This window comes from Rhodococcus sp. 05-2254-5 (genome assembly GCF_002258575.1).
Taxonomy (GTDB): domain Bacteria; phylum Actinomycetota; class Actinomycetes; order Mycobacteriales; family Mycobacteriaceae; genus Rhodococcoides; species Rhodococcoides fascians.
Map to the genome: position 1 here is coordinate 411,718 of NZ_NOZG01000026.1, position 12,117 is coordinate 423,834.

12 protein-coding genes are annotated in these 12,117 nt (G+C 65.2%); 7 read left to right on the plus strand and 5 right to left on the minus strand.

Going from position 1 to position 12,117, the window contains the following annotated elements:
- Positions 1-11: 11 nt before the first annotated feature.
- Complete coding sequence (locus tag CH278_RS17795) at positions 12-563, plus strand: regulatory protein RecX (RefSeq protein ID WP_032372568.1); 552 nt, start codon at positions 12-14, stop codon at positions 561-563.
- A gap of 96 nt (positions 564-659) precedes the next feature.
- Here the strand turns inward: CH278_RS17795 and CH278_RS17800 are convergent, their stop codons facing one another.
- The 4 genes from CH278_RS17800 to CH278_RS17815 all read right to left on the minus strand — a co-directional run bounded on the left by CH278_RS17800 (position 660) and on the right by CH278_RS17815 (position 3,917).
- Positions 660-1,532: an amino acid ABC transporter permease gene (locus tag CH278_RS17800; RefSeq protein ID WP_032383564.1), complete on the minus strand. Its 873-nt coding sequence runs from the start codon at positions 1,530-1,532 to the stop codon at positions 660-662.
- Positions 1,532-2,209, minus strand: a complete 678-nt coding sequence (locus CH278_RS17805) for an amino acid ABC transporter permease (protein WP_027496837.1) — start codon at positions 2,207-2,209, stop codon at positions 1,532-1,534. Before CH278_RS17805 ends, CH278_RS17800 begins: the two co-directional genes overlap by 1 nt.
- 96 nt (positions 2,210-2,305) lie before the next feature.
- Positions 2,306-3,136, minus strand: coding sequence for a glutamate ABC transporter substrate-binding protein (locus CH278_RS17810; protein WP_027496838.1), 831 nt, complete (start codon positions 3,134-3,136; stop codon positions 2,306-2,308).
- 52 nt (positions 3,137-3,188) lie between these two features.
- The gene (locus CH278_RS17815) at positions 3,189-3,917 is read right to left on the minus strand and encodes an amino acid ABC transporter ATP-binding protein (protein ID WP_174557262.1); all 729 of its coding nucleotides are present in this window, start codon (positions 3,915-3,917) and stop codon (positions 3,189-3,191) included.
- A gap of 249 nt (positions 3,918-4,166) precedes the next feature.
- Here CH278_RS17815 and miaB point away from each other — a divergent pair, with 249 nt between their 5' ends.
- Both miaB and CH278_RS17825 read left to right on the plus strand, forming a co-directional pair.
- Positions 4,167-5,717: a tRNA (N6-isopentenyl adenosine(37)-C2)-methylthiotransferase MiaB gene (gene miaB / locus CH278_RS17820; protein ID WP_080732084.1), complete on the plus strand. Its 1,551-nt coding sequence runs from the start codon at positions 4,167-4,169 to the stop codon at positions 5,715-5,717.
- Entirely contained in the window at positions 5,714-6,301 is a 588-nt protein-coding gene (locus CH278_RS17825) for an Rv2732c family membrane protein (RefSeq protein WP_027496841.1), read from the plus strand. The genes miaB and CH278_RS17825 overlap by 4 nt, the downstream gene beginning before the upstream one ends.
- 26 nt (positions 6,302-6,327) lie before the next feature.
- On the opposite strand, the gene CH278_RS17830 is transcribed toward CH278_RS17825, so the two are convergent.
- On the minus strand, positions 6,328-7,803 hold the full coding sequence (locus CH278_RS17830) for a DUF349 domain-containing protein (RefSeq protein ID WP_094622479.1): 1,476 nt from the start codon (positions 7,801-7,803) through the stop codon (positions 6,328-6,330).
- Positions 7,804-7,955: 152 nt separating this feature from the next.
- Here CH278_RS17830 and CH278_RS17835 point away from each other — a divergent pair, with 152 nt between their 5' ends.
- The 4 genes from CH278_RS17835 (at position 7,956) to hflX (ending at position 12,112) form a co-directional block, all read left to right on the plus strand.
- Complete coding sequence (locus CH278_RS17835) at positions 7,956-8,678, plus strand: class III extradiol dioxygenase subunit B-like domain-containing protein (protein WP_256991868.1); 723 nt, start codon at positions 7,956-7,958, stop codon at positions 8,676-8,678.
- Complete coding sequence (gene miaA, locus CH278_RS17840; RefSeq protein ID WP_094622481.1) at positions 8,671-9,612, plus strand: tRNA (adenosine(37)-N6)-dimethylallyltransferase MiaA; 942 nt, start codon at positions 8,671-8,673, stop codon at positions 9,610-9,612. Before CH278_RS17835 ends, miaA begins: the two co-directional genes overlap by 8 nt.
- Positions 9,613-9,636: 24 nt before the next feature.
- A complete protein-coding gene (gene dapF / locus CH278_RS17845) occupies positions 9,637-10,506 on the plus strand; it encodes a diaminopimelate epimerase (protein WP_032366475.1) in 870 nt (289 codons plus the stop codon).
- A 184-nt stretch (positions 10,507-10,690) separates the two neighbouring features.
- On the plus strand, positions 10,691-12,112 hold the full coding sequence (hflX, locus tag CH278_RS17850) for a GTPase HflX (RefSeq protein WP_051365137.1): 1,422 nt from the start codon (positions 10,691-10,693) through the stop codon (positions 12,110-12,112).
- Positions 12,113-12,117: the final 5 nt, after the last annotated feature.

Genomic DNA, 12,117 nt, shown 5'->3' on the forward strand with positions numbered 1-12,117 from the left:
CTGGGTTCGCTGTGCAGCAGCGAGACAACGGCGGCGGCACCGAAGCGCAGGCGAAAGACGTCTGCCTTCGGCTGCTGACCGACCGGGCCCGCAGCAGACACGAACTCGAAGCCAGCTTGGCCAAGAAGGGTTTCACCGACGAGGTCTCCACCGCAGTGCTCGACCGACTCGAGAAGGCGAAACTCGTCGACGACGAGTCGTTTGCGGAGCAGTGGGTTCAATCTCGGCACAAGTACTCCGGCAAGGGCAAACGCGCTCTGAGCATGGAGCTGCGGAACAAAGGCGTCAGCAACGAGTTGGCCGTGAACGCCCTGGATCTGATCGATGCCGAAGACGAGCGTCAGCGTGCTGCGGAGTTGGTGCGCAAACGATTCCGAACGCTGCATCTGCCGGATCCGAACGGGCCCGACGCACGAGTCGAACGCGACAAAGTGGTGCGCAAGTTGGTCGGGATGCTGGCCCGCCGCGGCTACTCGCAGGGAATGGCATTCGCCGTGGTCAAGGAACAACTCGATCGCGTGGGAGCAGACACCGAAGACTTCGACGGCCCAGACTCGATGTGATCGTCCACATCGAGTCCAGGAAGTCGAGAAACAGTATGGCCCGCAACACCATCGGTGTTGCGGGCCATACTGCTGTGCAGCCGAACGGTGCGGAGCTCAGGCCGCTTGACCGCCGTCGAGCGCAGGCACGACAGCGGCGGTGCCGCCCTTACGCTTTCGCGATCGCAGACGCCGCTCGACCACGGTCGCCAGTTTCGTCAACGCCGAGTTGATGATGATCATGATGACGGCGACGATGATCAGCGACGGGAGGTAGTTGCTGTAGAATGCGCCCACCTGCTGACCGGAACGGACGACTTCGACGTACCCGATGATGTATCCCAACGCCGAGTCCTTCAGTGCCACCACCATCTGCGAGATGATGGCGGGCAGCATCGCGGTCACGGCCTGGGGGAGCAGTACCAGGGTCATGACCTGGCTCTTGCGCATACCCAGTGCCGAGGCTGCTTCGCGCTGACCCTTCGGCAGTGAATTGACTCCGGCACGTACGATCTCGGCGATCACCGATCCGTTGTACAGAGTCAGGCCGGTGACCACCGCGGCCAAGGCCAGGTACTTGACCTTGAAGACCTCGTAATCGGCGTACACCGCGTACAGGAAGATCATCAGGATCAGCACGGGGACCGCACGGAACAATTCGACGATCGCACCGCTGACGATCCGTACAGCGCGGTGATCCGAGAGGCGGCCGATGCCGAGGACGGCACCGAGAACCAGTGCGAACACGATCGACAATGCCGCCGCGACCAGAGTTCCCTGAATACCGGGCAGCAGATACGTCGTCCACGTTGTCGATTCGAGGAACGGATCCCACTTCTCGGCGGTGAGCTGCCCCTTCGAGTCGAGGGCACGGTAGATCAAAAATGCGATTCCGAGCGAGATCACCGCGACGACGACAGTCAGAATGCGGTATCGCAGTACCGCTTTCGGTCCGGGAACGTCGTACAGAACTGCTACTGCATCACTCATCATGACACCGCCAATCGCTTGCTGATGTAGCCGAACAGCAACCCGGTCGGGAGCGTCAAGATCATGAAGCCGAGCGCGAAGATTCCGCCGACGACGAAGATCGCGGCCTCGTTCTCGATCATGTTCTTCATCAGGAACGACGCCTCGGCGACGCCGATGACCGATGCGATGGTCGTGTTCTTCGTCAATGCGATCACGACGCTTCCCAGCGGGCCGACCACCGCGCGGAACGCCTGAGGAAGAACGACGATCGAGATGTTCTGGGTGAACGTCATTCCCAACGAGCGGCCAGCTTCGGCCTGCCCGACCGGGACGGTGTTGATGCCCGATCGCAGTGACTCGGCCACGAACGACGCGGTGTAGATGCTCAGCCCGAGGATTGCCAATCGAAAGTTGTTGTCGTCGAGTGAGGTCGGTGAGGACTCCGACGCCAGAGAAACGCCCATTGTCTGATACAGCCCGAACGAGGTGAACAGAATGATCAGGGTCAAGGGGGTGTTACGAAAGATGGTGACGTACGTCGCCGCAATTCCGCGCGCAATCGGGATGGGTGACACGCGCATCGCGGCGATGATCGTTCCGATGACCAACGCACCGACGAGGGAAGCCAACGTCAGGTAGATGGTCGAGAGGAACGCGTCGATCAGTTGATCGCCGTACTTGCTCAATAGGTTCACGGTGCTTGTTGATCCTCACGGCTCGGCGAGATCGAGCCGTCGTGTCCCGCCCGCGACGAGCGGGACACGACGGCGTGGTCGATCAGTAGCAGTCGATCAGTAGCGGTCGACGGTGGGCGGGCTCGGCAGCGGGTAGCCCGACGCGCCGACGGTGTCGTTGAACGCCTGCTCCCAGGCACCGCTGGTCACCATCTCTTCGATGGCGTCGTTGATCTTGTTGCGTCCGTCGGTGTCGTCCTTGTTCAGGCCGATGCCGTAGTTCTCCGTGGTGAAGGGCTCACCGACCACCTTGAACTGACCGGGGGACTGAGCGGCGTAACCGGCAAGGATGATGTCGTCGGTGGTGACGGCGTCCACGGTGCCGTTGCGCAGTGCTTCGACGCAGGCGGAGTAGGTGTCGAACGGCTGAAGCTGGACTCCCGGGTACTCGTCGGCGATGTTCTGTGCCGGGGTGGAACCGGTGACCGAGCACAGCTTCTTGCCCTCGAGTGAATCGGGACCGGTGATGTCGGTGTTGTCCTGCTTCACCAGGAGCGACTGACCTGCCACGAAGTACGGTCCGGCGAAGCCGACCTTCTCCTTGCGGGTGTCGGTGATGGAGTAGGTGGCGACGATGTAGTCGACCTCACCGTTCTGGATCAGCGTCTCGCGCTGCGCGGACGGGGATTCCTTGAATTCGATGTTCGCCTCGTCGACACCGAGCTTGCCTGCGACGTACTTGGCCACCTCGACGTCGAAGCCGCTGAACGAGCCGTCCGGATTGCGGAGGCCGAGGCCCGGCTGATCGAACTTGATGCCGACGATGAGGCTGCCGTTCTCGGCGCTGCTCGAGATGGTGCGCGCTTCTTCGCCGCCGCCACAGGCGGTGGCGACGATGGACAGAGCGGCGATGGCGACACCGAGGCGAAGCGGTCGGGTGATTCTCACAGTGAATGTCCTTCGGATAGGTCGTACGTACGGGGACGAGCGGTGAATCTGATCAGTGACCGAGGATCTTGCCGAGGAAGTCCTTGGCGCGTTCGGACTTCGGGGACTTGAAGAAGGTTTCGGGATCGGTGTCCTCGACGACGGCACCGTCGGCCATGAAGATGACTCGGTCGCCTGCCTTGCGGGCGAAGCCCATCTCGTGGGTGACGACGAGCATTGTCATGCCCTCCTTGGCCAGCGAGGTCATGACGTCGAGTACCTCGTTGACCATCTCCGGATCCAGGGCCGAGGTGGGCTCGTCGAAGAGCATCACTTTGGGGTTCATGGCGAGTGAGCGGGCGATGGCCACGCGCTGTTGCTGACCACCCGACAGCTGAGCCGGGTACTTGTCTGCCTGGTTGGCGATGCCGACGCGTTCGAGCAGAGCCAGTGCGCTCTTCTCGGCCTCGTCCTTCTTGAGCTTTCTCACCTTCATCGGTGCCAGCATGACGTTCTGCAGAATGGTCTTGTGTGCGAAGAGGTTGAACGACTGGAACACCATGCCGACATCCGCACGCAGTGCAGCGAGGGCCTTGCCCTCGGCGGGGAGTAGATCCCCGTCGACCTCGATGGCACCGGAATCGATCGGCTCCAACCGGTTGATCGTCCGGCACAGCGTCGACTTGCCGGATCCGGACGGACCCACGACGATGACGACCTGGCCGGCCGGCACTTCGAGATTGATGTCCTTGAGTACGTGCAGATCACCGAAGTGCTTGTCGACGGATTTGAGCGAGATCATCGAAGGGGCGCCCGGCGGTGGTGTCGCTGCCGGGGCGTCGGTGGCGTGCGTCATAGGTGGAAACCCTATGCGTAGTTTCCTCGCCGACCGGCGTTTTCGCCCGCAGTCTTCGATTATGTAATGGAAACTTTACTGTCGGCACGCATAGCGCCTGCACAGTCCGCGGAGGGCCCCGTGACCCCGGCGTGTCCGCCCGTGCGATGGACGTACCCTGAAGAGGTGCAAACGAGTGTTTTTTCGACCGTGGACGTGACCGATCGCGGGAGCGTCGACCCCGAGACGGCCAGTGCCCCATCGGCGGCAGGCGCCCGCAGCTACGAGGTGCGCACACACGGCTGCCAGATGAACGTTCATGATTCCGAACGCCTGTCCGGGCTGCTCGAAGAGGCCGGTTACGTGCCCGCCGACGCCGGTACCGACGCAGATCTCGTCGTGTTCAACACGTGCGCTGTACGCGAGAACGCGGACAACAAGCTGTACGGAAACCTCGGCATGCTCCGGCCCGCGAAGACGCGGAACCCCAACATGCAGATTGCCGTCGGCGGTTGCCTGGCTCAGAAGGACCGCAACACCGTCGTGGACAAGGCTCCGTGGGTGGACGTGGTCTTCGGTACGCACAACATCGGGTCGCTGCCGGTACTGCTCGAGCGCGCCCGGCACAACGAGCAGGCTCAGGTCGAGATACTCGAGTCTCTCGACGCCTTCCCGTCCACCCTGCCGGCCAAGCGGGAGTCCGCGTACGCCGGCTGGGTATCGATTTCGGTGGGCTGCAACAACACCTGCACGTTCTGCATCGTTCCGGCGCTGCGCGGCAAGGAGATCGACCGCAGGCCGGGCGACATCCTTGCCGAGGTACAGGCTTTGGTGGACCAGGGCGTGCTCGAGGTGACGCTGCTGGGGCAGAACGTCAACGCCTACGGTGCCTCGTTCGCCGACCCCGATCTGCCTCGCGACCGCGGGGCGTTCGCCGCGCTGCTGACCGCGTGCGGATCCATCGAAGGACTCGAGCGAGTGCGGTTCACGTCTCCGCATCCGGCCGAGTTCACCGACGACGTCATCGAGGCGATGGCATCGACCCCGAACATCTGTCCCACGCTGCACATGCCGCTGCAGTCCGGCTCGGACCGAATCCTCAAGGCGATGCGCAGGTCCTATCGACAGACGAAGTTCATGGGCATCATCGACAAGGTTCGCGCGGCCATGCCGCACGCGGCCATCACCACCGACATCATCGTCGGTTTCCCCGGCGAGACCGAAGAAGATTTCGAGCAGACCCTCGAGGTGGTGCGGCGTGCGAAGTTCGCCAACGCGTACACCTTCCAGTACTCCAAGCGCCCGGGCACCCCGGCGGCCGACATGCCCGATCAGGTACCGAAAGAGGTTGTACAGGAACGGTATCTGCGGTTGATCGCGTTGCAGGAAGAGATCGTCCTGGCCGCGAATCAGGCCCTGATCGGCACCGAGGTCGAATTGCTCGTCGCCACCGGTGAGGGGCGCAAGAACAACGCAACTCATCGGATGAGCGGACGCGCCAGGGACGGCCGACTGGTGCACTTCGCCGTCGACGCCGAGCGGGCGGGCGACATTCGCCCGGGCGACGTCGTCACGACGACCCTGACCGCCGCGGCCCCGTACCACCTGATCGCCGACGCCGGAGTGCTGACGCACCGACGGACCGCGGCAGGCGACGCCCACGAACGCGGCATCATGCCGAAGACGGCCCCGATCGGGGTCGGTCTCGGACTTCCCTCGATCGGTGCCCCGGCACCGCTTCCGGTTCAGACAGGATGCACCGTATGACAGACACAGATGGACCCGATCGCGTCGTACCTTCGCGAACCGCCGAGGAACTCGGACGAACCGAGCGGGCGGTGATGACCGAGCTGGATCCGGGAGCGCGTGCCATGGTCGTGGCCGGGCTGGTGCTGGTCCTGTTGGTCACGTTCGCGTTGCCGCACACCGGATCGGCCACCGGCTTCGACGTGCTGACGGGCAGCGACGCAGCAGCCGCGGAATCGATTGCCCTGCCGTCGCGCGTTTTCGTCGTGCTGGTGCTGACGTTCGGTGTGGTGATGTCGGTGCTGGCGCTGGTCACCCGCGTCTGGGCGCTGGCCTGGGCCGCCCTCGCCGGGTGTGCGGTGTCGTCTGTGTACGGGATGCTCTCGATCTGGACGCGGCAGACCGTGCCGGACAACCTGCAGGGCGGCGGACCGGGCATCGGTCTCGTCATTGCGTGGATCGCGGTGATGGTGCTGACGTTCCATTGGCTCAAAGCCGTATGGAACAAGACCAACTCTCAGCTCGCCGCTCAGGAACAGCGCCGTATCGCGGCAGCGTCGGGCGAGCAAAAGCTACGCCTGTGGGACGGCCACTCGAACCCCTGAGTTCGTGTGGCCGCCCGCACTGCAGGTCACAACTCGTCGACGGCACTTTCCGCGGCATCGGCCCATTCACGCCACTGCTGGGCCTGCGCACGCGCCCGTTCGGCGTCCTTGGTGTTGCCTGCCGCCGTCGCCTTGGCCGCTTGATCCTCGAACTGGGCCACTCGCTCACGGAACTGAGCCGCGCGGGCAACCGCCTCGGGGTCGGACCGACGCCACTGAGACTCCACGGCGTCGTGGACGGTCTTCTCGATCGCGCGGAGCTTGCCTTCGAGTTCCTGCATCTTCTCGCGCGGAACCTTGCCGATGGCGTCCCACTTGTCCTGCAGATCACGCAGCGCCGCACGAGCAGCGTCGAGGTCCTTGCTCGGATCGATATGTGTCTTCGCCAACAACGCTTCCTTGGCCTCGGCGTTGGCCTCGAATTCCGCGTCGCGCTCCGACGCCGCGGCGTTGCGTGCCGCGAAGAACACGTCCTGGGCGGCCTTGAAGTTCTTCCACAATGCGTCGTCGGCGTCCCGCGGAGCTCGGCCCGACGCTTTCCACTCCACCAACAGGTCTCGGAATGCGGCTGCAGTGGGACCCCAATCGGTGGACGAGGACAACGCTTTTGCGCGCTCGACCAGCTCTTCCTTGCGGGTCTTGGCTGCTCCTCGCTCCCGATCGAGATCGGCGAAATGCGCACCACGACGCCGGTTGAAGTTCTCCCTGGCCTTCGAGTACCGCTTCCACAGCGCATCGTCGATCTTTCGATCCACCCCGCGGATCGTCTTCCATTCGTCCAGAATTTCGCGCAGCCGATCCCCGGCATGCTTCCACTGCGTCGATTCACTGCCGATCTGCTCGGCCTCGGCGGCGAGGGCTTCCTTACGGGCAGTGTGCTCGGCGCGTTCGAGCTCCTTCTCCTGCTTGGCGACCGCCGCTGCTGCGTCGGAGTGCTCGACGACGGCGTGGAGTCGGCGAGCCAGCAGATCGAGGTCGCCGATCACCGCAGCCGTCGGAAGGCTCTCCAGCAGCGCCGAGGCCGCAGCCTTGGTTTTCTTGGCATCACCGGTACCCGACGTCAGTCGGGCTTCGAGCAGTCCGACCTCGGTGGCCAGATCGTCGTAGCGCCGCCCGAAATGCGCGAGGCCTTCCGCTGCGTCGCCCGCTTGCCAGGAGCCGACCTGACGCTCGCCGTCCGAGGTGCTCACCCACGCGGTGCCGTCGTCGTCGACCCGGCCGTACTTGCTCGGATCGCTCGCCGGCGCGACCACGGTGGGCACATGCGCGGCCGTCGGGTGTGGCTTGGCTGCCGAGGAGCCACCGGGGCGGGGTGCGCCGGGACGAGGAGAAGCAGAACTCGGTCCGCCGGGCTTCGGTCCGCTGCCGGGCTTGGGGCCGCCACCTGGCTTGGGTCCTCCGGTCGGAGGTGTACCGGTCGCGTCACCGCCGGAGTGATCGGCGGGTGCAACCGACGACGGGGCGTCGGGGGTGGTGGGGGTACCGGCGTTCGGGTCGGTCATTGTTCCTCATCTCTGCCGCGCGTCACGGCTGCCTACGATCGCGATCTGGACACCATTGAACTCGGTGACGACCGATCGGACCATTGAAACAGCTCAGACGGTTCGAGGTGGACTCGTCCGGCCAAGTCGCGTCACCGACTAGCGTGATACGTGTGTTCTGTGCCGCGGCCCTGGTGCCCTCTCCGCCGTTACTGGTCCCCGAACTGATGGGCCGGGCAGCCGCCGAGGCAACCGAGCTTCGGGCCGCTGCTGTGTCTGCCGTCGAGCAGCTGTCCTCGGTGGCCGACCGGTGGCTGGCGGTCGGCGTCGACGACGGCGAGGGGCGTTACGACGAGACGACGGTAGGCACCATGCGTGGGTACGGCGTCGATGTGGAGGTGCGGCTGTCAGGTTCGCCGGCACGGTCCGGGCCGGACCCCGAGTTGCCGCCGGCGGTTCTCCTCGCCGGCTGGCTGCGCGGTGCGGCGGCGGCCGACAGGGCAATCGAGGTCCGCACGGTACCCGCGGACGCGAGCGCACGATGGTGCTCGCACGCTGGGATGCAACTGCGCCGCGAACTCGACGCGTTGGACGACAGGTGGGGAGTGTTGGTGCTGGCAGACGGCGCGAACACCCTCACCCCGAAGGCACCGGGGGCGTTCGATTCGCGCGCCGCGGACGTGCAGCGTCGCATCGACGATGCTCTTGCCACCGCCGACGTCGACGCCCTCGCGGAGCTCGACGAGGGCCTCTGCGCAGCGATCGGCGTGCGGGGCCGACCGGCCGTGCAGATGCTCGCCGCACTCGTGGGAACCGACGCCGTCTCGACGACCGAGCTGTATCGGGGCGCACCGTTCGGTGTCGGATACTTCGTCGGAGTCTGGTCCCGTGGCTGACGAAACCGGGGCGACCGCCGAGGATTCGGCCACGACACCGGTGGCAGTGATCGGACCGACCGCTGCGGGCAAATCGGACCTGGCGCTGGACCTGGCCGAGGAGCTGGGCGGGGAGATCGTCAACATCGACGCGATGCAGCAATACCGGGGGATGGACATCGGTACCGCGAAAGTGACCGTGCCGGAGCGCCGCGGCATCGTGCACCATCAGCTCGATGTGCTCGAGGTCACCGATATCGCGACGGTGGCGCGTTACCAATCGGCTGCCGTCGCCGACGTCGAGAACATTCGATCCCGTGGCCGTCGGCCGATCATCGTGGGCGGTTCGATGATGTACGTCCAATCACTGCTCGACGAATGGGCCTTTCCCGCCACGGACCCGGTCGTCCGGGCCAAGTGGGAGGCGGTGCTCGAACGCGACGGAGTCGACGCGATCCACCGCGCTCTGACGGAGGTCGATCCGGACGCTGCCGCGTCGATCCTGCCCACGGACGGACGGCGGATGGTGCGGGCCTTGGAAGTGGTCGAATTGACCGGTCGGCCTTTCGCGGCCTCGGCCCCCGTCATCGGTGAACCGCGCTGGGGCACGGTGGTGCTCGGCGTCGACCGCGACACCGCAGAGTTGGACGAGAGGATCGATCTGCGTACTCGGCGCATGTTCGATTCCGGGTTGCTCGACGAGGTCGAAGGGTTGCTGGAGCTCGGCCTGCGCGACGGGGTGACGGCGTCACGGGCGATCGGCTACGCCCAGGCGCTCGATGTGCTGGCCGGGGAATACGACGTCGACCATGCACGTGAGCGGACGTTCATCGGCACCAGGCGCTATGTGCGCCGCCAGCGGTCGTGGTTCCGCCGCGACGAACGAGTGCGGTGGCTCGACGGCGCATCGCCCACCCTGCGGTCGGATGCGCTGTCCGCGATCGAACTCGGCTAGGTCGGTCCCCGTAGACTCGCCGACATGGAATTCGCCAAGGGCCACGGAACGCAGAACGATTTCGTCGTGCTGCCGGATCCCGGTGCCGAGCTCGAACTCACCAGGTCGGCGGTCACGGTGCTGTGTGATCGACGGCAGGGGATCGGCGCCGACGGGGTACTGCGTGTCGCGCGCGCCGGGGTGCTGCGGGACGCGGGTGTGCTCGATCGAATCCCGGCCGGTGTCGAGGTCGAGGACTGGTTCATGGACTACCGCAACGGTGACGGCACCATCGCCGAGATGTGCGGAAACGGGGTCCGAGTCTTCGCGCACTACCTGCGAGTCCACGATCTCGAGCAGCGCGATCAATTCGTGGTCGGCTCTCGCGCAGGCGCACGTGCGGTGACGGTGCACTCGTACGACGAGACCGATGCCGACGTGACCGTGGCCATGGGCGACGTCACCCTGCTGGGTTCGAGCGCGACGACCCTTGCCGGTGCAGCGTACGAGGGGATCGGCGTCGATGTCGGCAACCCGCATCTGGCCTGCGTCGATCCCGCGCTGAACCGCACCGCGTTGCGAGCATTGGACTTCACGGCTCCGCCGACTCTCGATACCGAGTTCTTCCCCCACGGTGCGAACGTCGAGATTCTGACCCGGCTCGACGACGGCGCAGTCGAGATGCGCGTCTTCGAACGCGGCGTCGGAGAGACACGCTCGTGTGGCACCGGAACCGTCGCTGCCGCCGCTGCCGCGCTCAGTTACGAGGGGCTCGAGACCGGAGACGTGAGTGTCGGTGTGCTCGGCGGTCGGGTCCGAGTGGCCATCGACCACGTCGGTGCAACCCTGCGCGGACCGTCGGTACTGCTCGCCCGGGGAGAGGTCGACGACCATTGGTTCGCCGGGCAGTCCTGACCGTCGCGCCGGCTCCGAGCGAAACCCGCGTGCACACGCTGGGCTTTTCGTGGATCATGGGAGTTGTATGACGAACTCACATGAAACATCACCTGCGGGCGAACCGGTCGACCATGATGCCGACGGTTCACCCGATACCGCATCTGCATGGACCCGCGAGGAGTCCGACGCATGGTCGAGGCGGATGGCGCGCTCACCCCTCGACGACGACTCCCCGTCCTCGGGCGATATGCAACTCGAGGAGCGGACTGCGCTGCGACGAGTCGCCGGACTGTCGACCGAGCTCGCCGACGTCACCGAGGTCGAGTACCGGCAGTTGCGCCTCGAACGCGTCGTACTGGTCGGAGTATGGACCACCGGTACTGCGGCACAGGCCGAATCCAGCATGACCGAACTGGCCGCGCTCGCCGAGACTGCAGGCTCCGAAGTACTCGAGGCGCTGATGCAGCGTCGGGACAAACCCGACGCGGCAACCTACATCGGCTCGGGCAAAGCCAAGGAACTGCGCGACATCGTGCTCGCGACCGGGGCCGATACCGTGATCTGCGACGGCGAACTGACGCCCGCCCAGCTCAATGCGCTGGAAAAGGTCGTCAAGGTCAAGGTCATCGATCGAACCGCACTGATCCTCGACATCTTCGCGCAGCACGCGACGTCACGAGAAGGCAAGGCACAGGTCGCCTTCGCCCAGATGGAATACATGTTGCCCAGGCTCCGCGGCTGGGGTGAATCCATGTCGCGTCAGGCCGGTGGACGCGCCGGTAGCAACGGCGGCGTGGGTCTTCGTGGACCGGGTGAGACGAAGATCGAGACCGATCGCCGACGCATCCGTGAGCGCATGGCCAAGCTCCGCCGTGAGATCAAAGGCATGAAGCAGGCTCGCGACACCAAACGCGAGCAGCGGCTCAGTGGCACGGTGCCGTCGATCGCGATCGTCGGATACACCAATGCGGGCAAGTCGAGTCTGTTGAACGCGCTGACCGGTTCCGGTGTGCTGGTTCAGAATGCGCTGTTCGCAACCCTCGATCCGACGACCCGGAAGTCGACGCTCGAAGACGGGCGCGCGATCGTGCTGACCGACACCGTCGGATTCGTCCGGCATTTGCCGACCCAGCTGGTCGAGGCCTTCCGCTCCACGCTGGAGGAAGTGACCGACGCCGACCTGTTGCTGCACGTGGTCGACGGTTCCGATCCGCTACCGATCGATCAAATCAAAGCAGTACGCGAAGTGATCACCGAGGTGGTCCGCGAGCAGGACGCGAAGATGCCACCGGAGTTGTTGGTGGTCAACAAGATCGACGCCGCAGATCCGGTCCAGCTGACGCAGTTGCGTGGCCTGCTCGACGGCGCACGATTCGTCTCGGCCAAGACCGGTGAAGGCATCGATGCACTGCGGGATCATCTCGGCGACATTCTGTCCGAGCCCGATGTGTTGGTCGACGTCCTCGTCCCGTACACCCGCGGCGACCTGGTCGCCCGGATCCACACCGACGGCCGAATAGTGCAATCGACGCACGAGGCGGACGGCACGCGCGTCGAAGCTCGTGTGCCGCAATCACTTGCGGCCGCCCTCGTCGAGTTCACCGCGACCGTACCCAGCGCCTGAGTTCG